General features: G+C 68.1%; 25 protein-coding genes. 20 read left to right on the plus strand and 5 right to left on the minus strand.

What is annotated here, in order from left to right; translation table 11 throughout:
- Positions 1-46: 46 nt before the first annotated feature.
- From DMB37_RS41825 to DMB37_RS28230, 12 genes are all read left to right on the plus strand, one after another.
- Positions 47-769, plus strand: a complete 723-nt coding sequence (locus tag DMB37_RS41825) for a YbaB/EbfC family nucleoid-associated protein (RefSeq protein ID WP_135235252.1) — start codon at positions 47-49, stop codon at positions 767-769.
- A gap of 12 nt (positions 770-781) precedes the next feature.
- Positions 782-2,458, plus strand: a complete 1,677-nt coding sequence (locus DMB37_RS28180) for a hypothetical protein (protein ID WP_135235253.1) — start codon at positions 782-784, stop codon at positions 2,456-2,458.
- Positions 2,455-3,240, plus strand: a complete 786-nt coding sequence (locus DMB37_RS28185) for an ESX secretion-associated protein EspG (RefSeq protein WP_135235254.1) — start codon at positions 2,455-2,457, stop codon at positions 3,238-3,240. Before DMB37_RS28180 ends, DMB37_RS28185 begins: the two co-directional genes overlap by 4 nt.
- Complete coding sequence (locus DMB37_RS28190; protein ID WP_240771686.1) at positions 3,233-3,703, plus strand: hypothetical protein; 471 nt, start codon at positions 3,233-3,235, stop codon at positions 3,701-3,703. Before DMB37_RS28185 ends, DMB37_RS28190 begins: the two co-directional genes overlap by 8 nt.
- Positions 3,700-4,014, plus strand: coding sequence for a YbaB/EbfC family nucleoid-associated protein (locus DMB37_RS28195; RefSeq protein WP_135235255.1), 315 nt, complete (start codon positions 3,700-3,702; stop codon positions 4,012-4,014). Before DMB37_RS28190 ends, DMB37_RS28195 begins: the two co-directional genes overlap by 4 nt.
- Before the next feature lie 104 nt (positions 4,015-4,118).
- Positions 4,119-4,439 (plus strand): type VII secretion target, encoded by a 321-nt coding sequence (locus tag DMB37_RS28200; RefSeq protein ID WP_135235256.1) that lies wholly within the window; start codon positions 4,119-4,121, stop codon positions 4,437-4,439.
- The gene (locus tag DMB37_RS28205; RefSeq protein WP_135235257.1) at positions 4,436-5,782 is read left to right on the plus strand and encodes a hypothetical protein; all 1,347 of its coding nucleotides are present in this window, start codon (positions 4,436-4,438) and stop codon (positions 5,780-5,782) included. The genes DMB37_RS28200 and DMB37_RS28205 overlap by 4 nt, the downstream gene beginning before the upstream one ends.
- 14 nt (positions 5,783-5,796) lie before the next feature.
- Positions 5,797-6,102 carry a PE domain-containing protein gene (locus tag DMB37_RS28210; protein ID WP_135235258.1) on the plus strand — a complete coding sequence of 102 codons (306 nt, stop codon included), beginning with the start codon at positions 5,797-5,799 and terminating at the stop codon, positions 6,100-6,102.
- Positions 6,103-6,106: 4 nt separating this feature from the next.
- The gene (locus tag DMB37_RS28215; RefSeq protein ID WP_135235259.1) at positions 6,107-7,177 is read left to right on the plus strand and encodes a PPE domain-containing protein; all 1,071 of its coding nucleotides are present in this window, start codon (positions 6,107-6,109) and stop codon (positions 7,175-7,177) included.
- Between the two features lie 112 nt (positions 7,178-7,289).
- Entirely contained in the window at positions 7,290-8,075 is a 786-nt protein-coding gene (locus DMB37_RS28220) for an ESX secretion-associated protein EspG (protein ID WP_135235260.1), read from the plus strand.
- A 73-nt stretch (positions 8,076-8,148) separates the two neighbouring features.
- Positions 8,149-8,460, plus strand: coding sequence for a WXG100 family type VII secretion target (locus tag DMB37_RS28225; protein ID WP_135235261.1), 312 nt, complete (start codon positions 8,149-8,151; stop codon positions 8,458-8,460).
- Positions 8,461-8,500: 40 nt separating this feature from the next.
- A complete protein-coding gene (locus DMB37_RS28230) occupies positions 8,501-8,794 on the plus strand; it encodes a hypothetical protein (protein ID WP_135235262.1) in 294 nt (97 codons plus the stop codon).
- Positions 8,795-8,841: 47 nt separating this feature from the next.
- On the opposite strand, the gene eccE is transcribed toward DMB37_RS28230, so the two are convergent.
- Positions 8,842-10,572 (minus strand): type VII secretion protein EccE, encoded by a 1,731-nt coding sequence (gene eccE, locus DMB37_RS28235; protein ID WP_167768962.1) that lies wholly within the window; start codon positions 10,570-10,572, stop codon positions 8,842-8,844.
- A gap of 81 nt (positions 10,573-10,653) precedes the next feature.
- Here eccE and eccB point away from each other — a divergent pair, with 81 nt between their 5' ends.
- Genes eccB through DMB37_RS28255 form a run of 4 tightly spaced genes read left to right on the plus strand, consistent with a single transcriptional unit; the run spans position 10,654 to position 14,011 of the window.
- Entirely contained in the window at positions 10,654-12,054 is a 1,401-nt protein-coding gene (gene eccB / locus DMB37_RS28240; protein ID WP_135235264.1) for a type VII secretion protein EccB, read from the plus strand.
- Positions 12,055-12,083: 29 nt separating this feature from the next.
- Positions 12,084-13,157 carry a hypothetical protein gene (locus DMB37_RS28245; RefSeq protein ID WP_135235265.1) on the plus strand — a complete coding sequence of 358 codons (1,074 nt, stop codon included), beginning with the start codon at positions 12,084-12,086 and terminating at the stop codon, positions 13,155-13,157.
- Positions 13,154-13,618, plus strand: a complete 465-nt coding sequence (locus tag DMB37_RS28250) for a YbaB/EbfC family DNA-binding protein (protein WP_135235266.1) — start codon at positions 13,154-13,156, stop codon at positions 13,616-13,618. Before DMB37_RS28245 ends, DMB37_RS28250 begins: the two co-directional genes overlap by 4 nt.
- A 36-nt stretch (positions 13,619-13,654) precedes the next feature.
- Complete coding sequence (locus DMB37_RS28255) at positions 13,655-14,011, plus strand: YbaB/EbfC family nucleoid-associated protein (protein ID WP_135235267.1); 357 nt, start codon at positions 13,655-13,657, stop codon at positions 14,009-14,011.
- A 21-nt stretch (positions 14,012-14,032) separates the two neighbouring features.
- Here the strand turns inward: DMB37_RS28255 and DMB37_RS28260 are convergent, their stop codons facing one another.
- The 4 genes from DMB37_RS28260 to DMB37_RS28275 all read right to left on the minus strand — a co-directional run bounded on the left by DMB37_RS28260 (position 14,033) and on the right by DMB37_RS28275 (position 19,740).
- Complete coding sequence (locus DMB37_RS28260) at positions 14,033-15,103, minus strand: hypothetical protein (RefSeq protein ID WP_135235268.1); 1,071 nt, start codon at positions 15,101-15,103, stop codon at positions 14,033-14,035.
- 575 nt (positions 15,104-15,678) lie between these two features.
- Positions 15,679-18,549, minus strand: a complete 2,871-nt coding sequence (locus DMB37_RS28265) for a hypothetical protein (protein WP_135235269.1) — start codon at positions 18,547-18,549, stop codon at positions 15,679-15,681.
- Positions 18,550-18,558: 9 nt separating this feature from the next.
- Complete coding sequence (locus DMB37_RS28270; RefSeq protein ID WP_135235270.1) at positions 18,559-18,873, minus strand: hypothetical protein; 315 nt, start codon at positions 18,871-18,873, stop codon at positions 18,559-18,561.
- Positions 18,874-18,993: 120 nt separating this feature from the next.
- Positions 18,994-19,740, minus strand: coding sequence for a MerR family transcriptional regulator (locus tag DMB37_RS28275; protein ID WP_135235271.1), 747 nt, complete (start codon positions 19,738-19,740; stop codon positions 18,994-18,996).
- Positions 19,741-20,007: 267 nt separating this feature from the next.
- Here DMB37_RS28275 and DMB37_RS28280 point away from each other — a divergent pair, with 267 nt between their 5' ends.
- From DMB37_RS28280 to DMB37_RS28295, 4 genes are all read left to right on the plus strand, one after another.
- Positions 20,008-21,816 carry a serine/threonine-protein kinase gene (locus DMB37_RS28280; RefSeq protein ID WP_135235272.1) on the plus strand — a complete coding sequence of 603 codons (1,809 nt, stop codon included), beginning with the start codon at positions 20,008-20,010 and terminating at the stop codon, positions 21,814-21,816.
- A gap of 35 nt (positions 21,817-21,851) precedes the next feature.
- Complete coding sequence (locus DMB37_RS28285; RefSeq protein ID WP_135235273.1) at positions 21,852-23,285, plus strand: aspartate ammonia-lyase; 1,434 nt, start codon at positions 21,852-21,854, stop codon at positions 23,283-23,285.
- Positions 23,286-23,333: 48 nt separating this feature from the next.
- Entirely contained in the window at positions 23,334-24,929 is a 1,596-nt protein-coding gene (locus tag DMB37_RS28290) for an MFS transporter (RefSeq protein ID WP_240772586.1), read from the plus strand.
- 305 nt (positions 24,930-25,234) lie between these two features.
- Complete coding sequence (locus DMB37_RS28295; RefSeq protein WP_135235275.1) at positions 25,235-25,594, plus strand: hypothetical protein; 360 nt, start codon at positions 25,235-25,237, stop codon at positions 25,592-25,594.
- Positions 25,595-25,621 lie beyond the last annotated feature (27 nt).

Here is a 25,621-nt window from a genome sequence, read left to right on the forward strand (position 1 = left end):
CCCAGGAGACGGAGGCCCGGTGCACGGCCCGAATGATCGGCTGAGAATGGAAGTCGCCCAGGTGGTCGACGACGTGCACCGGCTCATCAGCGGGTTCGCCGAGGCCAAACGCCTGCATCAGGCGGTGACGGCGTCGGCGTCGGCCGAGCGGGAGCGAATCGTCGTGGTGGTGGACGTGTCCGGCGCCGTGACGGAGGTCGACTTCGACGACGACATCGAGGATCTCGGCTATCACCAGATCGCCCGCGGCGTCGTGCAGGCGGCGCAGCGGGCGGCCGCAGCGGTGCAACGCAAAGCCGACGAGATTCTGTCGGCGCAGCGGGAGGCGTTGCTGGGCTTGCCGAAGCTGTCGGATCTGGTCGACTGGATGCCGGACGAACAGCAGCTGCCGCCACCGCCACCGGCATTGCTGACCCCACCCGCCGAGCGCGAGCCGCTCGCCGTTGTCGACGAGCAGGCCGGCCTTGTCGAACTTCAGGAACAGCGGGCTCGGTTGTTCGCCTCCGCTTCCGCCGAGGGACGCCGGGTAACCGTCGCGGTGAACGCCGACGGCGTGCTGATCGATCTGCAATTCTCCGGCGCCATAGCCGATCTCGGCTACGACGAGATTGCCGAGGCCATCGTCGCGGCGTCCCGCGCGGCGGTGGCGGCGGTCGCGCGCAAAGTCGCCGACCTTTATGCGCCGACCGTCGAGAACGACCGGCCGCGCTTCCCCGGACCGGACGTCGTGCTGGCGGGCATCGAACGTCTTCGCGACCAACTGCGGTGATCGGAGAAACACATGGCACCTGAATCGAATCCGTCCGAAGGCACGCTCTGGGCGGGGCTGCTCACCTCGGCGAAGAACGGGAACCTGAAACTCGAACCCGGCACGGCCGAACAGTGTGCCCAGCACGTCGAGACCATGCTCGAAGTTGTTGTCGGCGTGCAGAACTGGATCAACCAGAACACCGCTGCGGCGAGCCCGCACATCGCTGCGTCGGTGTCGGGCCAGCTGATGTGGACGGTGTTCAGCCTGAAGTTCGGCACCGAGTTGCGCCAGCGCATCGACCGGCACCGTCAGATATTGGTCGACATGGGCAACACGTTCGTCACCGCGGGCAAGCGCTATGCGCGCACCGAGGGTGAGTCGGCGGCGAGCTTCGAAGACATCTCCTTCAACCCGAAGGGCACGCCGCCGAGCGGGGCCCCACCGACCGGCACCATTCCCAGCAGTCCACGCAAACCCGACCCGGTGACGAAATACGACTCGTTCGGGTTCGGTCCCGAAATGGGCGGCCAGCTGGGCTGGGAAGCGCTCTACATCATCTGCAATTCGATGACCCCGCAGGCAGTGGCCAACGCCGGAGAGGTGTGGCATTGGCTGTCCACGACCCTCGAAACCGGATTCACCACCCTGCGCACCACGATCTCGTCCACCTCTGACCGGTGGCAGGGTGTCGGCTCGCAGTCGGCGATCACGGCGACCACCGGCTACACCGAGGCTTCCAAGCAGCTCACCGGTGACATGAACCTCCTGGGCGACACCTTGGTCTACACCTCGGGCTGGCTCCAGCAGACCAAGCAGACCGCGATGCCGCCGACACCCTCGCCGCCGCCGGCTACCTCCATCTCGCAAAATATGGCGAACGAGGTCAACCTGATCCGGTACCAGGAGAACTTTCAGCTCCACTACTCCGACAGCTACCCGCAGACGCTGAGCCGCGTCGTGACTTTGCCGTCACCCGATCCGGTGACGACCCCGGCGCTGTTCGTCGGCGACGAGACGCCCGGGGTACCGATGACCGAGCAGACGCCCCCGAACGGCGAGGAGAAACCCGAGGGCGCGGGTGGTGATTCCGGCGACAAGCCGCCGATCGACGGCGAAGGCGGTGGTGGTGGTGGTGAAGGTAGCGGCGGCGAAGGCGGTGAGGGCAGCGGCGGCGGTGACAACGGCACGGGTGGATCCAAGCCGCCCACCATCGGCAACCCCGACCCCGGATCGAAACCACCGACCACCAACCCGGGCAAGCCACCGAATCCGCTCGAGGGCATCGGCAACAAATCGCTGTCGCCGCTGAACAAACCGCTCGGCGATCTGTCCACCGACCCCTCGAAGAACCCGGGGATCTTCGCGAGCACGGTGCCGCCGGTCGGCACCCACACCGGAGCTCCGGTCGGCAAGGGCGGCAGTGGAATCGGCGGCAGAGGCTTGGGTGGCCGCGCCCCGGTGGCCCTCGGTGCCGCACCGAGTCCGCTGTTTCCCCGCGCCGTGGTGCCCACGGAAGCGAAGGTGGTCGGCCGGGCCGGGCCGGGCAGCGGACTCCAGCCCGGCGCGCCGTACGGCGGCGTCCCCGGCCGGTCGAACCCGAACGATGAACGCGAGAAGAAGCGTTCGGAGTACCTGAATTCCACCGACCATCTCGACGAGGCACTCGGCGAGCCCGGACGCGGCATCCGTCCGGTGCTCGACCGGTGAGCCGCACCTGGCGGCTCACCGACGTCGAGCTGATCGACCTGTGGGACAGCCTGTTTCAGGACAGGCTGCCCGCTCCGCTGTTCGCGCTGTACCGCGGCGAGAGCGCCGAGGACTGGGCGCGATTACGCGCCGAGGCCAGGGCGCGCACGGCAGACGCCGACGACGGCGCCCTGCACGACGCGCTCATCCGGGTCGCGCGGGCCGATGTCCTGGTGTCGGCCAAGGGCTTCGATCCACGGCACCAGGACCGCCCCGACGGCTTGGTTCGAGTACTCGGTGCACGGCAGGGGGCAGTAGCCACACTGATCAGTCAGCTGCCTGGCGAAAGTATTTGGCACAGCGGCGGTTACGTGATCACCGCCGGCGCCGCGGATCGGCTCGCCGGCGCCATTGCCGGGGCACTGCCCGAGCGTGCCGCGGGCCGCCTGCCCGATACGCCACTGGTGACCGCGCCCGATGACGGTGCCACCGACCACTATTACGGCCGGTCGAAGGTGCAGGAAAGCTACGCCGATGCCGACCGGCGCAGCGCCGAATGGCTGGGAAAGCAGGCTGAGTTCCTCGGCGTAATCGAAACCCGTTTGGGTAGTTCCATTTTCGGGCCACGCGGGATAACCCGCTACCGCATCGAATGGCACGACCTGGTCGACGACGGCCGCTACGCCGTCACCGACACGGCCGGGCCGGTCGCGACGCCCGTCGACCGCCCCCGGCTGGCGACCATGATCACCGCCCACATCACCACCGTGTTGCAGACCTTGGAGGACGAGCGCCGTGCCTGAGCAAACCCGAGCCGCCGACACCGATTGGTACACCGGCGCGATCCAGTCGGCTGTGCACGACGACCCGTTGTACGAAGGCACCGAGCCTGAACCGGCACCGGAAGCACCCGAAGTGCCGGACTTCGAAACCTTCGCGACCGGGGAAGCCTCCCTGCGCGGTGGCGACATCGTCATTGCCGCAACGGATTCCGGACTCCCGACCATGGTGCGCGTCACCCCGGACCAACTCCGCCGCGATCCGGGCGATCTCGCCGACGACGTGCTGCGGCTGTGCCGGCTCGCCACCGATCGGGCGGGCGTGCGCCGCCGGGAATACCTGACCGGCCTCGGCCTCGGCGAAGACGCATTGCGTCTGCTCGGCCTACCCACCCAGCAGGCGGTCGAGCAGGCCGAACTAGCGGACGAGGCCGAGCACGAATACGAGCCGCGCAGCTGGCTCGATCAGAACGGGAGCACGTGGTGACCGATTTCGCAGCACTCGAAGCGGACGCGACCGCGCAGATACATCGGATGCGCAGGCTCGCCGAGGATATCGCCGCGATCAAGGTCGAGCACACCAGCGACGATGCGACGGTCACGGCCGTCGTCGACGGCGCGGGCAAGCTCCTCGACCTTCGCCTGACCGAGGGCATATCCCGTTTGTCACCAACCGAATTCGACGCCGCGGTAGTAACCGCGGCGTCCGTCGCGGCGCAGCGCGCGCTGGCGGTCCGCGGCGGTCTGGTCGAGGACTTCAACAGCAAGGTGAACAAACAACAGCAAGGTGAACAGTAGGATCCGCGACCCGCGCTGATCTTGCGAAAGACCGTGTGCTCGTTAGATTTCCGGGTGAACCGCCCAGGTATCGAGTTCGCAGATCAGCCCAGGAGGGTACCGCGATGAATGTTGTCAATGTGCAGCCGCAGACATTCCGTCAATATGGCGACATTTCCGAGGGGATGGCCGCGGCGGTCGCCGTCGCCGGTGCCGTCGATCAGGCCGCGGTCGTGGCCGCCGCCGCCCCCGTGTTCGGCTTGATCGGGCAAGAATTCCTGGTGAGTTTCGCCTATGCGCAGGCCAATCACCTCACCGCAGTGGGCGAGCTGGTGACCAACTTCGCCGGGACCGCGCTCACCGCGCACGCCGCCGCGCGGTCCTACGAGCTGGCCGATCAGACCAATGCGGAGGCCTTCGTCCCGCCCGCGGGCGCGCAGGCATGACGGCCGCGCACCTTGCGGCGCCCCTGTCACCGACCGTGCTCGACGCGCTGCGCAACACCCCGGTAGCGCCCTTCCTCGACCGGCCGACCGAACAGGTGCTAGCGCACATAGGGCTGCCGGCGCTGCCTCAATTACCCGCGCTCCCGCCACTGCCCGGCCTGCCGCCGCTGCCGACGATCGATCCGCTGAACTTGATCAAGCCGGTCACCGATCTGTTCAGCGGCTTCGGGGACGGCAACTTGGGCGCCAACGGCCCGCTCGACCCGAAGACCGTGCTTCAGCAAGTCACCCAATCGATCAGCACAGCAACGCAATTGGCGACCACCGGCATTCAGCTATTGCAGCAGATGCAGAGCGCGGGCAGTCGCGCCGCCACCTCGGCAGCGGTGCAGACGATGGCGACGTCGACCGAGATCGCCGGGCAGGCAACGCACATGAAGGGCATCACCGCGGGCGCCGCCGGGACGGTGGCCATCGGATACCTGCAAATGGCCGCCGTGGCAGCTCGATTCGCGGCGACCACCGCCGCGCTCAGCCTGACCCTGGCGACTCCGGCCGGGCAGACCGCCTTGCTGGCGTCGGCGATCGAAGCGGGCCTCGAGGCGATCGCGATCACCGCGCATACCAAGGGACAGCTGGCTGGGCAGTCCGCGCAGATGGCGCAAGCGGGCAAGCCGGTGCCGGTGCGCAAGCCGACCACGCCGAAGCTGGGCAGCCTGGGTAAGTCGTCGCAGTCGCTGATGAAGGGTGTGAACCTGGGGAAGGCGACCCCTGCCCCAGGCTCGGTGCAGACGTCGGGCGGGATGTCGGCGAAGTCCGCGGCGGCCAGTTCGACCACCTCGGGCGACCAGGTCGTCCAGCAGCTGGTGCAATTGGTGCAGCCGCTGATCTCGGCGGCGAGCCAGGCGGGCCGGCAGGTCGCCGCACAGTTGCCGCCGAAACCGGCCACGGAAGCTACGGCGCCGGTGCCGAATCGGCCGCAGGCCGGTGCTGTGTTGAGCGCACCGATCGGGCCGCTGATGTCAGCCCCGCCGGTGACCAGCGCGGCGGCACCGCTGGGTGGCTGGCAGGCGGAGACCGTTGTCGCCACGTCGTCGGGTCCGGCGCCGGGTGCCACCACCTCGACCGTCCGGTTCGCGGGGGAGGTGCTGCCGCCCCTCGTGCCCGGCATGGGCGGGCTCGCGGGTGTGGGTGATCGGTCGCGGCCGGTCGACGGGGACGCCGACGCGCTGGTGGACGCCCGGCATGTCGACGAACTCGTCGGTGGCCCGCCCCCGGAGACCGCAGCGCCGGTCATCGGTGCGGCGCCACCGAGCAAGACAGACAACCCGTACAGCTTGTAGCAGAGGAGATTTCGATGGGTCAGATCGCATTCGACGGTGAGCTCGCCCGCCTGGCGGCGGGTCGCCTCGACACCCTGGCCGACGGCCTGGAGGGCACGTTGCATCGGCGCGGCGACGCGCTCAGCCCGGCCGCCGCCGGCCTCGACCCAGTGTCGCGGCAGACCGCGCAGACCATCGGCGCGGTGGGCGGGTCGTTCCAGGAGTCGTACCTCAGCGGTGTCGGCGAACTGCGCAAGATCGCCGCCAACCTGCGCTCGCACGCCGACCTCGCCGCCGTGGCCGACGGCGATGTGGTCGATTCGTTCAAGCCACTGATGTAACGCGATGGTCGAGCCACCGCTGGCCGGGTTCACCGGCACGAACTGGGCAGCCGTGCCCGCCGAGCAGTTGGCGCACGAGCTGACCACCGGTCCCGGCGCGGCCCAGATGGGCGACGCCGGGTTGGCCTACGCCGAGTTCGCCGCCGGACTCGGCGAGGCCGGTACGGAATTTCGCGCCATCCTCTCGGCAGTTGGCGGCGCCTGGGGATCCGATTCCAGCGAGGATGGTCTGGCGCAGCTGGCTGGGTTGTCCACGTGGTTCGACGCCATCACTGCGGCGGCGACCGACAATGCCGCGATCGCCACTCAGCAGGCCGCGTCCTACGAACTGGCCAAACTCGCCATGCCGCCGGTGGGCGAGCTGAACGCGGCCGTGCGCTCGGCCGAGGACATGCTGCACGGCAGCCTGCTCGGCGCACCGCTGGCCGGGCTGTTCGACCTGGCCGAACGCCAGGTCGACGCGCTGCGCGAGCAGGCAGCCCAGGTGATGCGCACCTACGAGGCGGCCGGGGAGAAGCTGGCCGTTCCGTGGACGCAGGAGTTGGCACCGGCGGTGTCGGCGGGCGCCAATCTGCTCGCCGAAAAGGCTCGGGGCCAAGGCAATACGCCCGCCGCCCCGGAGCCGGCCGCCGCGACGCCGGTGCCCGCCGAGGTCGTGCACGCGCCGGCGGTGACGATCGATCTGTCCGCGCTCGACCTGGCACCGCCGCCGCCGACCGTGCCGGTCGGCAGCGAATCGCTGATGCTCACCCCGCTACCGCAGCCGGGCCCGGCCCTCACGCCGGTGCCCTCGTCGGGCTCGATGCCCGTCGGCACGGCAGCGGTGCCGCCGCCGATCGCGCCGTCCACCGCGACTCAGTCCGCCTCGCCCGCGCAACAGACTGCGGCGCGAGCCGGAGTCGCCGACGCGGGCGATATCAGTGAGCAGATCGTTGTCGACGCCGGATTCGCCACTGCACCAGCAGTATTGGGTGCCACAGCGGTGCCGGGTGGCGGCCCGGCGGTGGTCGCGGGTGGCGGCGCCGTTGAGCAAAGCCGACCGGCCGCGGCCGTGCCGCAGGAGGTGCAGTCGTGAGGCCCAGCGCGGGGCTTGCCCTCGCCGCCGGAACGACCTGCGCCGCACGCAGCTCGAATACGTTGCAGCGCAACGGTAACCAGGGCCGATCGATCCCGAGAGGGGAGGACCGATGGCGACCCTGACCACCGACGGCGCGCTCGTCATCGCCGACGCGCTCGGCGTGCAGACGTTCCCCGCGGTGCTCGCGCTGCGCTCAGGCCACACCGATCACGCGGCCGCGTCGGTGGCGCGCTCTGCCGCGGTACTTGATCTGCGTGATCGTGGCCTGCTCGATGCGGACGGCGACGTCCGCGACGACGAGCTGGCCACCGCGCTGTTCGCCCTCGCCCGCCCGGAACGCGAACTGGTGCTGCGGATCCGGCGTGGTGGGGTGCTGCACCGGGTCTGCCTGGTCCGGCGTGGGCTCGACCATGCCGTCGCGGTCCGCGTCGGCGACGAGCTCGACATCCGGCCCGTGTGGGGTGACGAGGATCCGGAGCTGCTGGCCCGGCCGCTGCTCGACGCGCTCGGGCCGGCCCAGCCCGCCGATATCCCGACCTTCCGCGCCACCACCGACGAGTTGCAGCAGCGACTCGACGAGGCGGGCACCAGCGCGACCAACGCCGTGTACCAGCTCGGTATGCCGGAGGCGGAGGCGGTCACGCTGGGACTCGCACTGCGGCAATGGACTTCGCTCGCCGAGCTGGTCTGCTATGCCCACGTCGACGGCGTCGCCGTGCGCTCGCCCGCCACCGCCGCGGTGTACGACACGGCGGTGGGCCGCATCATCGCCGGCGGCAGTATCGCCGGCGACGGACGGGCCTGGACCACCCTGGCCGCAGGCAGCGATCGCCGACTGGCCCATGCGGTCGCCGCGCAGATCGAGGCGCTGCCGCAGGGCCGCTGGATGCCGTAACCGCCGATTCCCCGATCGTCCGGAGTGATCGCTCCGGCAGTTTCACAGATCCATTCATTCGAGAGGACGTCTCATGGCCGGTGCACTTCACCTTGATTTCGCGACTTTCCAGAAGTACGCGAACGAATATGCCGCGATCATTCCCCCGATCGACAAGACCGTCGACAACCTGGGTGTCGCGGTGGAAAGCGCGAAGAGCGGCTGGGAAGGCGAGGCCTACACTGCCTTCAACAAATTCGCCACCGAACTCCAGACGAAGATCAAGGCCGTGAACGTCGACCTGGGTCTGGTGTCCGACGCACTGAACACCGGTGAGAAGAAGGTCGCGTCGGCAGAAGACGAGAGCATGTCCGGCTTCACCACGCTGAACACCAACTACCTCTGAATCGCACCGAATACATACCAGAGAACGGGATTTCACCACCATGCTTTACGACCCCGCGAAAATCAACGCGCTGATCACCGATCTGGAAGGGTACAAGACCAATATCACCACGGAACGGACCAACGCCGACGACTCGGCGAAGAGGCTGCTCAGCCAGGCGTGGCAGAGTGGCGATGCGGGGGCTTCCGCGTCCTTCCAGCAGAAGCACAATACCTTGATGACCGATATGGACGATCTGCTGCACATTCTCGGCAAGGGCATCAGCAATGTGCGGGCCGCGCTGGAGAAGGCTCAGGCCACCGACCAGAACGTCGCCGACGACTTCGTTTGGTAACCAGCTGACACCGAGAAGGGCCCGTCGCCGTGGCGACGGGCCCTTTCTCATGCAGTCGGCACCAGCGCTCGCGTTTCGGTCGCGGTGGCACCGAGGTACTCGAACTCCTCCGAGATGGACACCAGCTGGACCGTCAGGTCATCGCCCGCGGCGCGCAGCACTACCCGGCCGGGGGTGTCCGGTGATTCGATCAGCACCACGTCCGCATCCGGGATGACCTGTGCCTCCGCTGGTTCGCGCACGTAGACCGCGGTCGCATCCGAGACCTGCCCGGCGGCGGTGACCCCGTCGTACACGATCATCGTGGCCGCCTGGTGCGAGCCACCCGCCGACGACATGGCCAGCGCCGCGGGGGCGCCGACCGCGTCGACCAGGTGTGCCCAGGCGTCGGGCCGGACGCTGTGCACCAGCACTTGGGCGCCGACGGCCACCGAGCGCAGCACCATCAGCTGGGTGAGCCGCAGCGACCCGACGATCTCCACCCGCCGGACCGAGGGGCCGAACAGCGGAACGGCGACGCCCGCACCGGCTTCCGTCGCACCGATCACCTGACCGCAGCCGCTGACCGGGACGGTGAAGCGGGCCATCGCCGCTGGCGGCCCACTCAGTGCGGCGGACGAGTCGAGATGGCCGCCGTCGAGCAGCACGCGCCGCTGGTTGCCGGGCAGTGCCAGCAGGCCGAGATCCTCTGCGGCGGTGTCGGGTTCAGCGTCGGCCGTGCCCGTTGTGTCGCGCCGAACGAGCGCGGTCAAAGCCACTGCGGTACCTCGGTTACCAGGTGTGTTCGACTCCGGTTGCGGTGTCAGGCGCAGCCTGGTGAGCACGGATTTGCCGGGCAGCGTCCAGACCGCCGACAGCACACCGGAGTCGAGCCGGGCCGGTGGGATCGTGTAGCCGGTCAACTCCATGCTGTTGTTGCGCAGCGTGCGCCAATCCTCGGACCACTGCGCCACCTCGGTGTCGTGCAGCGCGGCCGCCTCCGCCGCGGCCAGCTCGGTGGCCGTCAGCACCGAAACGCGCACGCCGCGGGTGGTCAGGCGGCTCGCGACGCGGCGGGTGGCGACCAGCGCCGTCCGGATCATCCCCTCCTGATCGCCGCCCCGGTTCTCGATGGCACCGGCGTTGTCCAGCGGGTCGAAGCGCAGGACCAGCCACACCGTGCGCGATGCCGCGGCGGGCAGCGGTCCGAGCAGCTTCTTGTACAGTCCGGCCACATTGTGCGGACCGTCGGTGCGGACGCCGTGGGCGATCACGTCGACCGCTGCGAGCCGGATGTCGAACTGGGACACGCAGCCCGCCACGTCGGCGAGGGAGATGGTCGAGGGCGAGTGCACGTCCGTCGTGTCGAGCAGGGTGGGCGTCACCGCGGCGCTGTCGAGCAGGAGCATGGTGATCAGATAGCGGCCGTCCCAGCGCATTCCGCACCGGCTGCTGCCGGATTCGGGTATCGGAACATCGAACGGTTCGGTGTGCGACGGGGCGGCATTCTTGCTCCGATTGCGCAACCACAGTGCGGTGCGCATGCCCAGAATTCGCCAAATGTTTGTTTTCCGCACGCGGGCCGCACCGAGCGCGGAAACCGCGATTCCGGCACCCGCCACCGCCCACGGCGGGGCGTTCCACGCGATTGCCGAGGTAGCGGCCGCGGTGCCCGCGGCGGCGCACGGCAACACGATGGGCAACGGCACCCGGTCGAACAGGGTGCGGCGGCACAGCCCCGGTACCGGAATTGCATTCGACTCCGCTGCGGTAGTTCCCGGAATTTGTTCGTTATTCACTCGGCCTGTCTCCATTCAGCACAAACCCTGCATTGTGCGTTAGCGTCTCACAGGTCAGCCGAAATTGCGTAAGGAGTTGTGGTGCCTGCCCAGTTGACTACCCGCGCGCAGGTGAATGGATATCGCTTTCTGCTCCAGCGTTACGGGCATGCGATGGTGCGGCGAGATGTGCGCATGCTGCACGATCCGATGCGCATCCAATTCCGGTCGCTGATCACCGGTATCGTACTGGCGGTATTGGTCACCGCGGGCTGCGCGATATTGTCGTTTCTGCGTCCGCAAGGGCAGGTCGGCGACGCGAAGATCGTGCTCGGTTCCGGCACCGGCGCCCTCTATGCGGTGGTCGACGGAACATTGCATCCGGCGCTGAATCTCGCGTCGGCCCGGCTGATCACCGGCAGCGGTGAATCGCCGACCTCGGTCAAGGACGCGAAATTGTCGTCGCTGCCGCGCGGGCCGCTGCTCGGCATTCCCGGCGCGCCGTCGGCGCTACCCGGCCCGGCCGACCGCAGCCGCTCGGAATGGACGTTGTGCGAAGACGCGACCGCCGGACTGCGCAGCACCGTCCTGGCCGGCGCACCGCAGCTCGGTGCCCAAATGCGCCGTGCCGCACCGGGTGAGGCGGTGCTGGCCACACACAACGGCGCGACCTACCTGATCTACGACGGCAAGCACGCACGGGTGGACAAGAACAACGACGCGATCATTTCGGCGCTGCCGCAACTGCGTGCCCTGCGGCCACGACCGATCGGCACGGGCCTGCTCAACGCCAGCGTGGCGGTCCCCGATCTCGCGGTGCCGGTGATCCCGCGGGCGGGTGAGCCGAGTGCGGTGCGGGGTGGAGAGTTTCCCATCGGTTCGGTGATCAGGGTCCACGGTGTCACCGGTTCGGCTCCGTATGTTGTGCTCGCCGAGGGTGTTCAGCAGATCTCGGAATTCACCGCGCGAGTGTTGCGGACCGCGAACTCCATGGGGCTCACCGCGATTCCGAAACTCTCACCGGATGCGATCAGGGGTATTCCGGTGGTCGACAGCTTGCCGGTCGACCAGTTTCCCGGTGATGACCTGACCATCGTCTCCGCCGACGCCGATCCGGTGGCATGCGTCTCCTGGACGCGTGCGGACAGCGATCAGGCCGCGCAGTTGCAGGTGTTGCTCGGCAGCAGCTTGCCGCTGGCCGACGGGGCCGCGCCGATGACGCTCGTGGCGAGTACCGGCGCCAACGCCGCGTACCTGCCCGCGTCCACCGGTGAATTCATCCAGGTGACCGGGATCGAGCCGGACAGCACCCGGCGCGACGCCTTGTTCTACGTCACCGACACCGGAGTGCGGTTCGGCATCCCCGACACCGCGACGGCTGCCGTACTCGGGCTCACCAAGCCGAAATTCGCGCCGTGGCAGATCGTCAGCCAGCTGCCGGGCGGACCGATGCTCGACCGGCAGTCGGCCCTGATCGCGCGGGACATCGTCGCCGCCGGGTGAGGGCAGGCACGCAAAAGGAAGGAAGTGCGATGCCACGAATTGTGGGCAAGTATGCCGATGGTGCACTGGTGGTGGCAGTCGGCGGCGCCTGCGTGGTCATTCGGCCGGAGCTGGTGGACGACAACGGTCACTGCGTGACAGCGCCGGAGGAACTGCGGGTGACCCTGGTCGGTGCCGTCACGGCCGACCCAGGATTCGCCCCCGCCGACGAGCCGATGCCGGACGGACTGCTCTCGGCGGACCAGATCGCGGCGATGCTGGACTGGGAGGTCGGCTACGTCGAGGGCGTGCCGGGTGACGCCGACCGGCCCGGTCTCAGCAGTGCCGAGGTCGACCTGTATCTGCGCTATCGGCACGACACCGGCGACGCCTACCCCGACAGTGCCGCGCTGGCCGCGGTGGACCGTCCGTTCTCCCTGGACGGGTTCGCAGTCACCGAGACCGACAGTGCGGCAACAGAGTTCGCTCCCGAACTGGATGAGCCGAACCTGGTGGTCCAGCTCTGCGCGTCCATGGCGCACGTGCAAGATCTGTCCGGCGCGGAGATCATCGCCGACGCGGCAACGGACCTGATCGACCGGATCAGCTATCTCGCGAAGGTGGAGGAGTTCTATCCGGCACTTGCACAGGTGGTTACGGCAGGGGTGCTACCCGAGCTGGCGGTCGAACTCGCCGGCGGATTCACCAAGGACGAGATCCTGGACTTCGTGCATCGCTTGGTCGCCGAGCTCGATCGGCGCAGGCCATGGCCGAAACCCGCGCTGGTGTCGGTGGATCCGCAGACCTGGCCGTCGATGGGATCCAGCGTGCCGATCGGCTGGGTGGACATCGCCATCAGCGACCTGGAGTGGGCGGTGAAAGCCGCCTTCGCCGACGTGCCCGACGGCGAAAACCCGTTGCTGGTGCTGCGGATACGCGGTGGGCAACTGGTCGCGCTGGTCGGCGACGCGGAACCGAACCCAACGCGGTTCCTGGTATTGCTGCCCGATGCCGAAGATCAGCAGGACCCCGCGGAAGTGACGGCATACCTAGAGCGCTATGCCGGGTTGCAGGTGGAGTCAGAGGGATTGGTGGACGTGATGGCGGAGGCGATGCAGGCATGATTCGACCGGAGAACCAGCGCGCAGCAAGCGATGCGATCGATTTCATGGACGCCGTTGTCGGTGCGCTCGGCAAGATGACCGACATACGCTCCGCCAGTGCCGCATTGACCGCGTCGGCGACCGTGGAGTACGGCCGGATCACCGTGGTGGTCAACGCCTCCGGATCCATCATGGAGACGGTGTATGCCGAAGGCATCGACGAGCTGAGCTACGGGCAGATCGCCCGCGCCACCGTGCAGGCGGCGCAGACGGCGGCTGCTGAGGTCGAACGGAAGAAAAAGGAACTGATGGGTCCGCTCGCGGCGATGCGGATGGGGCTGCCGTCGATGATGGAGCTGCCCGAGGAGCTGCTCGCACTACGCGCCCAGCTGCCCGAACCGACGCGAGCGCCGCTGACACCACCCGCGAAGCGCGACGCAGGCGAGTCGCGCGGTAAGAGCAACCGAATCCTGGACCGTTGAGCAATACGCGGCCCGCGTGTGGAAGGAACTACTTCGATGGATGACGAATTCGCCAGTGCCGTCACCGAATTCCAGGCCAAGATGGCGCAGGTGACGCAGGTGCAGGAAGAATGCGCGCAACTCGTCGCCACCGGCTGGGCGCAACGCCGCCGGGTCCGCGTCACGGTGAACGCGGACGGGATCGCCATCGACATCAAGTTCGGCGCGGGCGTCAAAGATCTGACCTATGACGAGATCGCGGCAGCAGTCACCGAGGCCTCACAGCAGGCGGTGCGTGAAATCGCTCAGCGGGCACAGGAAATCGTCGCGCCCATCTCGATCGACCACGGTGCGGCGCCGAATCTGGACGGGATGCTCGATGCGATCTCGTCGCTGCGTGAGCATCTGCGCTGAGCTCAGCGGGCGTATCCTGGTTCAGCCGGTGAGTCCGGCCAGCGCGAGCTGGGACCAGGCGCCCGGCACGTCGGTGTGCTCATCGGTGGTAAAGGCTGCCACAGCCAAGTCTCTTGTCACCGAACCGGACTCGGCGGCAGCTAGCAGATCCTCGACTGCGGTCCGAGCGGCCGAGGCGCCGAGTACCGCGCACACGATGTCGACCACCGTCGCCGGTGTCCACACTCCGGGGATCGCCGCGCCGACGGTGGTCGGCATTGGTGACTGTCCGCTCGACCAGTCCGTGCCGTCCCACCAGTAGCAGAACGACAGCTGTGCGGTGAACGCGCGGTGGTTCAGGACCGAGCTGTCGAGCCAGTCCGGGACACCCGCGAAGTACTGCGGCAGCTGCGCGCCGTCGTTGTAGGCCGCGTCCAGCTCCGGCGCGTTCCACAGCCCGCCGGACAGCACCGCCCGGCCGCGGGGGAGTAGCTGCAGGGTTGAGCCGCTGCCGTCGGTGCCCTCGAAAACCGCTGTGGCTCCGATTATTCGAGGACCCCACTCGGTACCGATCGCCACCGCCGCTGCCGCCACCGTCGCCCACCGCGCCCACACCGTCTGCGCCGTCAGGAACCGGACGGGCGTCGCGGGCGCGCTGTCGATCCGGGCTTGGGACAGCGCCTGCGGCAACTGGTGCGCGCCGGCCTCGACCCGCAGCCGTCCGGCCAGCCACACCGGCAGTCGCTCGCGCGGAAAGTGCTCCAGATCGGCCCGGTAGGCGGCGGTCGGGAGAAGCCGGTCGACCGGAAACGCGACATCGCCGTACCCGAATTCACAACTGGTAGTGCCTATTCGATCGCGAACCAAGTGCACCTGCCACCACGCCCGCACGCCCGGCAGCACTGTCACCGCGCGCAGCGTCTGAACCAGTTCGGCTGCCTCCGCCGGTATTTCGACGACGACAGGCGCGTCGTCGACCAGGAATACCGCATCGCCCGACACCGCGGCCACCGTCACCGAGAACCCCAGCCGCAACTGTTCCCACCGCGGCGGGGCCGCCGGTAACAGCAGGTCGGTGATGGCGGCCGCGAGCTGGTCCGCGGATCGACGCATTTCGGCCGCGTGTTCCTCGGTTGGTGCTGGTGCAGTGGCGGGTTCGGGCGTGGCGGTCATGGGTGAGGTGGGCGTGGCGGTCATCGGTGAGGTGGGCGTCGCGGTCACAGGTGAGCTGGGCGTAGCGGTCGTCAGCGAACTGGGCGCGGCAGTCGATGGTGACGCGGGCGTGCCGATCGTAGGGGACGTAGGGGCGAAGACCATGGGTGGAGGCGGCGGGGTGATCAGGGGTGAAACGGCGGTCGTAGATGACGTGAGTGTGCCGGTCATGGGGGAGGTGGGCGCGGGTGCGGAAGCAGGACTGGGCGCGAGGGCCGTGGGCGTGGGGGCCGGGGGCGCGAGTGCCGCGGGGGGAGCGCCCGCTGATGGAGCGGACCCGGTAGCCGGCGCGGGAATGGTTGTGCCATCACCGAACTCGGTGATCAGCGTGAAGGCCACATCGGGACTATCCGACTCTCCCTGCGCCATAGCGGGGGCTTGGTCATGGCTTTCGGTGGGCATCGGGGTCTCCGGAATCGCAGGGGCAGGTTTCCGCTGGCCCGCCGGGTTTCTCGGGTTCAGGCTTCGGCTGTCGTTCACCTTGTTCCCCCTTGCCGCCAGAAGTCGTAACTGGGTGGTGGCAGCGCGGTGAACGGGTCGGGCATGCCGTGGTCGAGCGGCAGTTTCCTGGACTTCGGCTTTCCACTCATGTAGCCGCCGTCGAGCATGGTCCGTTCGGTGCGGATGCTCGTCTCGAAGTCGGCGAGTTGTCGCTCCAGCTTGCGCTCGGCCGCCCCGGACGCCCGCGTGAGCTCTTCGTGGTTGGCGTTCGCAGAGTCGAGGTCGTTGCGGCGCTGATCGATATCGCGCTGCAGCTGCTCCTGGTGGGCGAAGGGGTGCGCCGTCTCGGTGCGGCCGGGGTCGGCGGGGTGTGCGGCACTCGCCGCCGCCGCCGCACGCCCGGCGTCTTCGAGTTCGGTCATGGACCTGCGCACGTCGGCCATCGCGCGCTCGCGGGCGCTGAGCGCCGCGTCGAGGTCGGCGCTCGCCCTGGCGACCTGCTGGTCGGCGATGGCCAGGTGCGCGGTCTGGTCTTCGATCGCGCGGTCCTGAGTCTTCAGCGTGCTTTCGAGATCGTTGATCCGTTGCCGCTGGGTGGGACGCTGCTCGACGGACGCGCTGTCGTGGTTGGTGCGCGCTTGGCGCAGGTCGGTGTTGGTCGCTTCCCTGGCGGATTTGAGGTCGGCCAGGGTGTTTCGATGGTTGCCGCGCTGTTCGACCAGATCGTTGAGTCCCTTGCCGACCGCGCTCTTGTACGCCCTGTCGACCCGACTGTCGGCTTCGCGCAGCGTCGTGAGGTGCGCGTCGGCCGCGGCCAGTTTGCTCCGCAATGTCGCCACCGTCGGGTCCTCGGCACGTGCCGCCGAGCCTGGGCTGTGCTCGATGTCGTTGCGCGCGGCCACATTATCGGCCGAGTCGGCGTTCGAAGACCTGCGGTCATGCCCGGACCCGGTGGGCGACGCCGCCCTGATCTCGGATTCCTCGCCCTGCGCCCGTGCACCCGAGCTCGAGGCCCGGCTGCGCGTCGCGTCGCCGCCGTCGGAGTCCCTGACGGAAGCGCTGCCGCCGCGGTCTTTGGCGGAGGCGCTGCCGTCTGCGCCCCTGCCGGAGTTGTTGCCCTCGGAGTTCCCGGGGGAGTCGGCGCTTTCACTGTCCGCCTGGCTCCGTCCCGAGGCGCGCGGCTGGCCATCGTCGGACGAAATGCGTTGCTCAGTAGCGGAATTGATCGCACCTTCACCATCAGAACTCGAGCGCGACGGCAGCGGTTGCTCGACATCCGTGCTCGACCGCGTCGGTAACGGCAGCCCGGTTTCCACCACACCGCCCTGCTGGTCATCAGCTGCCAACCGATTCTGGATGCGCGCCCTGGTCACGGCATCGGCGTCGACGGCTTCGTCCATCCGAAGCCGGGTCTGCAGAACGGCATCGAGCGCGGCCGGGTCGTCCGGTGTCGCCGCCGCTCGATCCCGTGCCCGGACGTTTTGCAGTTCCGCATCGAGCACCGCCCGCCGCGAATCGGCGAGTTCCTTTATCTGGCTGCGTTGTTCGTTGACATGCGCGTCACGATGGGCCCGTCGATTGACCGGTCCGCTCTCCGGTGTGGCCTCGCGCGACGCTGCCCGGTCCTGGGCCCGTGCCGCCTGATACCCCTGGTCATCCCGTGCCCGAATCTGTGCGATCAGTTCGTCCGAGGATGCGAGTGGCCGACTGGCCGCCGGACCATCGCCGCCGGTCCCCAGGCCCGCCCGCGCTGGACTCGATGCTGCCACAACATCATCGCCCCTGGTCGCCGCCGGCTCCTGCCCGCGCATGCCGATATACCCACGCGGCGTACCGATCAACGAATTGCTCGCCAGCGCCCCGATGAGCCCCATCGTCGGGTCGAACGACCCGGTGAACCCCATCGCGATTCCACCACCCACCAGGGTGGCGACGACCGTCGGCACCGTGCCGGACACCAGGCCGAGCCCCGCGCCCCACACCCCTGCCGTCGGGTCCTTGCCCCGGCTGGTCAGGAACCGGGCACCGTACTTGCTCACGTTGGTCGCGACGAGTGCACCCGCGTACCAGCCGCCGGTGGAGGCGGCGACCGACATCCCGAACTGGGTGGCGTTGAACTCGTCGCGATGCCCCTTAGACATCTGGATGCCCTGGATGGTGGCGTCGAGGCCGCCGGCCCAGATGAGATTGTTCGTCGCCTTCGAGATGAGGAATTGCACCGCGTCGGCGGGGAGTCCGGCCAGGGTGCGCGCGGTGCTCGCACGAAAACCGGCGTCGACGAAGGCCTTGAATAGTCCGGGGGTCGCCTTCGCGGTCAGCGCCGTCGGGTACTTCGCGACCAGCCCGGCGATGCGCCCCGGTTCGTCGGTGAGCCGAGGCAGATACCTGAGCGTCTTCACCAGGTATTCGCCCACGTGCGGAAGGTTGCCGAGCGCCGCGAGCGCCCGATTGCTCACCCGATACAGCGAGGCACGGGTAGCACCGATCGCCGCGGCCTCGACGGCGGGCGCGGTCGGCGGCCAGAGCCACGCCCCCGCGATCTGCGCGGCCAGCATCGTGGTCGCGAAGATGGTCATCAGTTTGGTGGCTTCCAGCGTGGTCGCCGCGTTGCGGGTGGAGCCGCCGACCTGCCGGAAGTCCGCGATGAGCCGTTCGACCGAATGATCACCGGCCTGCAACTGCTGCAACGCCGACCTGATCTGCTCCCGGCCCGCACCGGATTCGTACCCGCCAAGGGTGCGCCCCTCCGCCGTGCGGAGCACCGGAAGTACCTGCTGTTCCAGGTCTTCGGCGGCAGTCAACCAGGCCTGGGCCATGGCGAACATGCGGTCCTCGTCGCCGTCCGGCCACGCCTGGCCGACCACGTAGGTCAGGAAACGCAGTTCCTCCGGCCAATGCAGCGACATCGGCGTCGCTCAGAATGCGGTGGAATTGCCGACATCGGCGGACTCGGAGCTGTTCGCGGCCCGGATCAATCCGTTGCCGAATTCTTCGACCGTCTGCACCATTTCCCGGCCACCGCTCAGCAGGTTGTTCCGGGAACTGCGGTAACCCTTCTCGCCGTCGGCGAACTCCTTGCCGTAGGAATCCTTGCCCCATGTTTCCGGCCCGTGCGAGCCGATGGCTTCCGACAGGGTATTCATGGTGGTCTCGAATGCGGCCTTCGCCGCGATCAATTCCGTGCCGCCTGCGCGCACATGTGCGGGGTCGACAATTATTGTTTCCGCCAAGTTACTCGCCTCACCTTCATTGCGTCCAGGTTCGGCGAAATATCAACGCCGGTAAGTGGTTCCAATGTAGGTACCACAATTTCGCGGCACAGACCAGAGTTTCGGTGGAAGGTGAACGGATCATGTTCCGGGCGAGAACATGCCGGGGAACTCGCGATTGACTACCGATCCGACATAGCGCTCCACTAATCTGCCGACCACGGTCGCGGTGATCGTGGCGGGCCGCGTGCGAACCGAATCCAGCTGTGCAGCAAGGGTTTCCGTATCCGGCGCGGTGCGATGCGAGCGCTGGAACTGCCGGACCGCGGTGCGTACGAAGATATCGGTGAACTGCCGCGCGATATGGTCGCAGTCCAGGCGCAGCTGCTCCACTTCATCGAGCGCACGATCGGTGCTCACTCCGGCGTCGAGCAGCTGCTCGAAGACCTCCAGGAGGGCGGGCTCGGCCACCCGGTAGGTGCCCGGATCGACCGGTTCGTACAGCCCGGCCGCCACCGATCGGGCCAAACCGTCAGGGGCGGCGGCGAATCGGTCCGCGAGGTCGGCGGCGGCGATGAGTCCGTCCGGTGTCGCGTCCTGTGGCGGTGCCGGACTGACCGGGGCAGCGACGCCGAGCACGTCGGCCAGATCCTGGCCGCGATCCCAGGCTTCGAGCAGTCCGCGCACCCCGTTCAGCGTGATGCCGCGCTCCACCAGCCGTTCCACGATCCGAATCCGGTCGAGGTGCTCGGGCCCGTAGAAGCCGGTGCGGCCCTTCATCTTCGGCGGCGGCAGCAGGCCGCGCTCGTTGTAGTCGCGCAGCGTCCGCACCGTCATCCCCGACCGCTCGGCCAGATCGCTGATGGTCAACTCCGCTTCCTTCGCCATGCCTCCAGGAAACCACAGGTGAACAGTGTCCCCGGTGCTGTCCGTTGCTGCTGCTCGCCGGGGTGGTGGCTGGTTGAATCGCCGCGACATCGATAGCGGGAGGTCGGCACGGTTCAGCCCACGACCTCTTGTGTGTGCCATCACATGGCGGTATGTTCCATTGAACACCGGCATGATTGTTGGGCGGGAAGGCCGAATCATGACAACCGTTAGGTCCCACGGCATTTCGACGCCTCGAGCAGCGTCGGGACGCCGCGCCGACCAGCCATGACGAACAACGTGCGGGGCGGGACCAAGGTACGTCCGACCGAAACCGACGTGCCGATGCTGGAAATCCGGGAAGTGGCCGAGCACAAGCGATTCTGCTGGAAGTGCGGTCGCCCGGTCGGCCGCCATGATCAGCACGGACCCGGTCCGTTGCGCGGCACCTGCGGGCGGTGCGGGGCTCCGTTCAGCTTCCGGCCCGCCCTGCGCGAAGGCGACGTGGTCGCCGACCAGTACGAGGTCAAGGGCTGCCTGGCCTACGGCGGGATCGGCTGGGTGTTCCTGGCCAAGGACCGGCGGGTAGGCGGGCGCTGGGTGGTGCTCAAGGGATTACAGAATCCGCAGGACATCGACGCTCACGTGACGGCGCTGGTGGAACGGCAGTTCCTGTCCGAACTCGCCCATCCCAGCATCGTCGAGATCTACAACTTCGTCACCCACCGGGGCAGCGACGGCACCGCGGGCGGCTACATCGTCATGGAGTACGTCGGCGGCAGGTCCCTCGACGTGGTGTTGGAACAGCAAGCGCCCGAACCGCTTCCGGTCGCCGATGCGATCGCCTACGTGCTGGAGATCCTGCCCGCACTCGGCTATATCCACACCCTCGGACTCGCCTACAACGACCTCAAACCGGCCAACATCATGGCCGGTCAGGACGCGGTGAAACTGATCGATCTCGGCGCGGTCTCCGCGTTGCACTCCGGCGGGAGCCTGTACGGCACTCCCGGATATCAGGCGCCGGAGGTGACGAGCACGGGGCCGACGGTAGCGTCCGATATCTACACCGTCGGCCGGACGCTGGCGGCACTCACCCTGCCCGGTAAACCCACCGACCCGCTGCCGACCGACTCGCCGATCCTGCGCCGGTACCCGGCTTTCGCGCGGCTGCTCGACCGGGCGACCGCCGAGGACCCCGCCCGGCGCTTCCCCACGGTGGCGGCGCTGTCCGGGCAACTCCGCGGTGTGCTGCGAATGGTGCGTGCCCACCACGGGTTTCGCGACGATCCGCATGTCTCGGCGGTATTCGGTTCCGTGCGCGGCGATTTCCGTGGCTACGACCGGTTCACGGCTGCCGATCTCGCCGCCGCGCTGCCGATCCCGCTGCTCGACTCCGACGATTCCGGCTGGCGAATCGACTGGTACGACGCGATCACGGCGCTGACCACCGACCGACTCGCGCAGGCGTACAAGAGTTTCGGCGAGGTCAGCGCAGTGGTGCCGGGTGAGCTCATGCCACTGCTCGCGTTGGCGGCGACGGCGGAGCTATCCGCCGACGACGAGGCTGACGAGGCACTACGGCAGGACTGGCACCGGCTCGCCACCGACAACTACCGCGAGGTGTGGCGGACCGACCACACCGTGGCCGCCGCGGCGTTCGGGCTGGCCAGGCAGGAGCTTCGCGGCGGTGCCCCGCTCGCAGCGATCGGTATCCTTCGGCAGGTCCGAACCGCATTGCCGCACAATGACATCGCGCGCCGTGCCTTCGCACAATTGCTGGCCGACCTGCCGCTCACCGACCTAACCCAGGAACTGCTGGACGAGGCGGCGGACGCCCTGACAACGTTGCCCGCGGAACGGCGCGTCCTGAAACTACGAGCCGCGGTCCTGCAGAGCGCACTCGCGTGGCTGTGCGCGGGCGGCACGCCGAACTCGCACTGCGACAGGGTCCTCGGCCATCCCTACACCGAGCGCGGCCTGCGTGACGGGGTAGAAGCGGCCCTACGCGAACTCGCTTTCGCGACGCCGGACCGCTGGGCCCGGTTCGCCTTGGTGGACCGGGCCAATGCCGTGCGCGCCCGCACGTGGTGGTGAACGAACGATGAACAGCACGAACAACGGAGGCATCGATGGATGTAGCAACACGTATCGAAAAGGACTCGCTGGGCGAGCTCGCCGTACCCGCCGCGGCCTATTACGGTGTCCACACCGCACGGGCGATGGCGAACTTTCGCGTCACGGGCTCGGCCATGAGTACCTACCCCGCACTGATCGCTGCGCTGGCCATGGTGAAACAGGCTGCGTGCCAGGCCAACCGCGATCTCGGCCTGCTCGACGAGCGTCGGTCCGCTGCCATCATCGCCGCGTGCACCGAATTGCGAAACGGGGAATTGCTCGCTCAGTTCCCGATCGACCTCATCCAGGGCGGCGCGGGCACCTCGTCGAATATGAACGCCAACGAGGTAATCGCCAACCGGGCACTGGAGATCCTCGGCTTCGAGCGCGGCAATTACGCCGAACTCGATCCGCTGACGCACGTGAACCTCGGCCAATCCACCAACGACGTCTACCCGACCGCGATCAAGCTGAGTCTGGTGACCCATCTGCGCGCCCTGAGCGTGGTCCTGGGCGGCCTTGCTGACGAGTTCGACCGCAAGGCAGCCGAATTCGCCGACGTGATCAAGATGGGGCGCACCCAGTTGCAGGACGCGGTGCCGATGACCCTCGGCCAGGAGTTCGCCGCCTACGCCACCATGGTGCGCGAAGACCGGACCCGGCTCGCCGAGGGCTGCCTGCTGCTGCTGGAGTGCCACCTCGGCGGCACCGCCATCGGCACCGGAATCAACGGGCACCCCGACTATCCGGAGCTGGCCTGCCGCTACCTGGCCGAGCTGTCCGGTGAGCCGGTCGTCCCGGCGGCCGACCCGATCGAGGCGACGCAGGACTGCGGCGCCTTCGTCCAGGTATCGGGCATCCTCAAGCGGGTCGCGGTGAAGCTGTCCAAGATCTGCAATGATCTGCGGCTGGTCTCGTCCGGCCCGGTGGCCGGCCTGCGCGAGATCAATCTGCCTGCGGTGCAGGCAGGCTCGTCGATCATGCCGGGCAAGGTGAACCCGGTGATCCCCGAGCTGGTCAATCAGGTGGCCTTCGAGGTGATCGGCAATGACCTGACCGTCACCATGGCGGCCGAGGCCGGGCAGCTCCAGCTCAACGCGTTCGAACCGGTCATCGCCTACAGCATGCTGAAGTCGCTGAGCCATCTCAGTGCCGCCGTCGACACCCTGACCACCGACTGCATCGCGGGCATCACCGCCAACCGTCAGCATCTCGCCGACGGCGTGCACAATTCCATCGGGGTGGTCACCGCGCTGGCGCCGCGCCTGGGCTACAAGGCGTGTGCGCAAGTGGCCGAGCGGGCCTTGGCGACCGGCGAAATGATCTCCGACATCGTGGTTTCCGAGGGACTGCTCAGCCGGGAAGAGGTAAGCGAGCTGCTGTCGAGCCGTCGGCTGGCGGGATTGCCCCCGTTGGTCATCCACCGGACGACCGACCCGGTAGTTTGATGTCCGGGGTTGGACATCTGATGTCCGGGGTTGGACAAAGGGCACGTGATGACACTGGATATGGACCCGCTCGCCGACGCCACCGACGCGGCGAGCACGCGGGGCGAACCGATGCGCCTGAGTCGCCGGCGTCGTCGCCTTACGCTGCTGACCCTGTGCGCCGCCGCGTTCATGATCAGTTACGACACCGCGATGCAGAGCATCGCGGTCCACACGCTGTTGCGGCAGTTGGGGCATCGGCCCGACATGGCGATCTCGCTGTGGCTGCCGGCGGCGCACACGCTGGCGTATGTCGGGCTCCTGCTGGTCGGCGGTGCGCTCGCCGACCGACTCGGCGCCAAGCGGGTCATTGTCGGCGGCTATCTGGTGTATGTCGTAGGCGCCGTGCTCCATCTGGCCTGTGCGGAGAACCCGATCGGCTTGCTCATCGCACGAACGGTCACGGGCGTGGGTGCCGCGGCCATCCTGCCTGCGACGCTGGCGATGGTGGTGCTCGTATACGGCGAAGGAAGCCGTAGGGCGCGAGCCGTCACGGTGTGGGCAGGCTGCTCCTCGGCCGGGGTGATGATGACGCTGTTCGTCACCGCGGTGGTGCTGAACCAGGTGTACTGGCCACACGCGATGGCCGGGGTGGTGACCGCGAATCTGCTCGTGTTCGTCGGGGTGCTCGTGATACTCCCTGCTGTCCCGGCGGACCCGGAGAGTCCGGTCGACTGGCCCGCTGTGCTCACCATGACGCTGTCCGGTGGACTGCTCGCACTCGCTCTGTACCAGGCGCCCAAGTGGGGCTGGACATCTCAGGGATTCGCGATCGCGCTCGGCGCCGGCGTGGCGCTCGCGGTGGTAGCGGCGGCAATTCGGCGCGGCGGTTCGCTGCCGCACGACTGGCTGCTGAGTGCCGAGCCGCGCGTGCGGCTGGTCATGCTCGCGCTCGGCGGGGCGATCCTGGCGATGTTCGGCATGGTTTTCCTGGTCATTCAGTATCTCCAGGTGCTCGGCGGCCGGGTGCCGGTGGTCGCGGGGGTGGCCCTGTTCGTGCCCGCCTGCCTCGCCACCGCGATCGGTGCGAAAGTGGGTGCGGCACTGCAGCGTGCGGGGTGCGTCGTCGCCGCAGTGATCATCGGCTCGACCGCGATCATGGACGGGCTCGCCATCGGCCTGACCGCGGGGGAGCCCGGTGACCTCGTCCCGCTCGTCGCCATGGTGACGGTGACGGGCCTGGGCTGCGCCCTGGTGCTCGGCATCGCGCTGGAGGTGGTGAGCGCGGTGCATCCGGCCTCGCGCACCGGCATCCCATGGGGCGCACAGCTGATGCTCGTTCAGCTCAGTGGATTGCTCGGGGTGGCGATCGTCGGCGGACTCGTCGATCGCGGCTATCAGGCGCGCTTCGTGGTGCCCGCCGACGTGCTCGCCATCGGTGGCTCGGCCATCGGACGCGATCCGGTCGGCGATGGAGTGCGAGCAATCAACATCGCGGGGGATCACCTCGGTGTCCCGCTCGCCGTCGCAGTCCGCAACGCGTTTGTCGCCGGCTATCGCGAGGGTCTGCTCGCCACGATCGGGGTGATCGCGGCTGTTGTCGTCGTTATGCTCGTCGCCAGTGTGCTCGCTCGGAAATCGAACTCGGCGCAGCGAAGCCGGTAGCGCGTCCGGTGATTACCGGGGGCATTGACACCCTTCTTTTCTAGCATGCATTTATCTTCAGTAGCTGCCACGTTAAATAATGTTCGCAGGCGGAGCCCGTGCCGTCTGCTGTCGCCGTTTGTCCAGGTAGCTGCGTTATTTCTCAAGGAACTTCACGGGTATGCCGACTTCTAAATGGTTTCTTAAGATTCTCAACAATTTCTCTGTGATGCCTAAGTCGATGCAAATTACATCGGTTCGATTGACGAATTCGGAATTGTGCGCATAATTGTGTCCGGATACTTACCGAAAGGCCGGGATCTGCCATGCGGAATACCGAACCCAGTACTGCCACCCATCGCACCAACCGCCGTGCCACCGCGGCGCGCCGTGGCCCGTCGCGCACCTCGGCGGAGGAAACCCTGGCGCGCTCGCGTGCCGAGCGCGCGCAGCTCGAGCAAGGCCGGCTGTTCTGGGGGAATCTCGTGGACGAAGCCGAGCGGCTGCACGAGGAACTCGGCGCGCTGCACGAGGAACTGCGTGAGGTCTATCGGCAACTCGGCGGCCTGCGCAGGCGTTTCCCCAGCTTGCCGCCCGCGCCGCGGCGGGTCGGCTACCCGCCGGTCGCCGTCGCGCCACTGCTCGGGAACGGGGCAAGGCCCACCGCCCCGCAAGCCACCGCATGACGTAACGACCGAGTCCTTTTGCGCCTA

Origin of the sequence: Nocardia sp. CS682 (genome assembly GCF_004634405.1) — a bacterium.
In the GTDB taxonomy this organism is placed as follows: Bacteria; Actinomycetota; Actinomycetes; order Mycobacteriales; family Mycobacteriaceae; genus Nocardia; species Nocardia ninae.

Excerpts from the sequence above, each read along its gene's own strand:
- DMB37_RS28250 (WP_135235266.1), top strand. The coding sequence starts at position 13,154 with ATGATTCGACCGGAGAACCAGCGCGCAGCAAGCGATGCGATCGATTTC.
- DMB37_RS28215 (WP_135235259.1), top strand. The coding sequence starts at position 6,107 with ATGGTCGAGCCACCGCTGGCCGGGTTCACCGGCACGAACTGGGCAGCC.
- DMB37_RS28210 (WP_135235258.1), top strand. The coding sequence starts at position 5,797 with ATGGGTCAGATCGCATTCGACGGTGAGCTCGCCCGCCTGGCGGCGGGT.
- DMB37_RS28225 (WP_135235261.1), top strand. The coding sequence starts at position 8,149 with ATGGCCGGTGCACTTCACCTTGATTTCGCGACTTTCCAGAAGTACGCG.
- DMB37_RS28230 (WP_135235262.1), top strand. The coding sequence starts at position 8,501 with ATGCTTTACGACCCCGCGAAAATCAACGCGCTGATCACCGATCTGGAA.
- DMB37_RS28180 (WP_135235253.1), top strand. The coding sequence starts at position 782 with ATGGCACCTGAATCGAATCCGTCCGAAGGCACGCTCTGGGCGGGGCTG.
- DMB37_RS28260 (WP_135235268.1), bottom strand. The coding sequence starts at position 15,103 with ATGCGTCGATCCGCGGACCAGCTCGCGGCCGCCATCACCGACCTGCTG.
- DMB37_RS28275 (WP_135235271.1), bottom strand. The coding sequence starts at position 19,740 with ATGGCGAAGGAAGCGGAGTTGACCATCAGCGATCTGGCCGAGCGGTCG.
- DMB37_RS41825 (WP_135235252.1), top strand. The coding sequence starts at position 47 with ATGGAAGTCGCCCAGGTGGTCGACGACGTGCACCGGCTCATCAGCGGG.
- DMB37_RS28200 (WP_135235256.1), top strand. The coding sequence starts at position 4,119 with ATGAATGTTGTCAATGTGCAGCCGCAGACATTCCGTCAATATGGCGAC.
- DMB37_RS28255 (WP_135235267.1), top strand. The coding sequence starts at position 13,655 with ATGGATGACGAATTCGCCAGTGCCGTCACCGAATTCCAGGCCAAGATG.
- DMB37_RS28280 (WP_135235272.1), top strand. The coding sequence starts at position 20,008 with ATGACGAACAACGTGCGGGGCGGGACCAAGGTACGTCCGACCGAAACC.
- DMB37_RS28205 (WP_135235257.1), top strand. The coding sequence starts at position 4,436 with ATGACGGCCGCGCACCTTGCGGCGCCCCTGTCACCGACCGTGCTCGAC.
- DMB37_RS28295 (WP_135235275.1), top strand. The coding sequence starts at position 25,235 with ATGCGGAATACCGAACCCAGTACTGCCACCCATCGCACCAACCGCCGT.
- DMB37_RS28265 (WP_135235269.1), bottom strand. The coding sequence starts at position 18,549 with ATGTCGCTGCATTGGCCGGAGGAACTGCGTTTCCTGACCTACGTGGTC.
- DMB37_RS28245 (WP_135235265.1), top strand. The coding sequence starts at position 12,084 with ATGCCACGAATTGTGGGCAAGTATGCCGATGGTGCACTGGTGGTGGCA.
- DMB37_RS28290 (WP_240772586.1), top strand. The coding sequence starts at position 23,334 with ATGACACTGGATATGGACCCGCTCGCCGACGCCACCGACGCGGCGAGC.
- DMB37_RS28285 (WP_135235273.1), top strand. The coding sequence starts at position 21,852 with ATGGATGTAGCAACACGTATCGAAAAGGACTCGCTGGGCGAGCTCGCC.
- DMB37_RS28220 (WP_135235260.1), top strand. The coding sequence starts at position 7,290 with ATGGCGACCCTGACCACCGACGGCGCGCTCGTCATCGCCGACGCGCTC.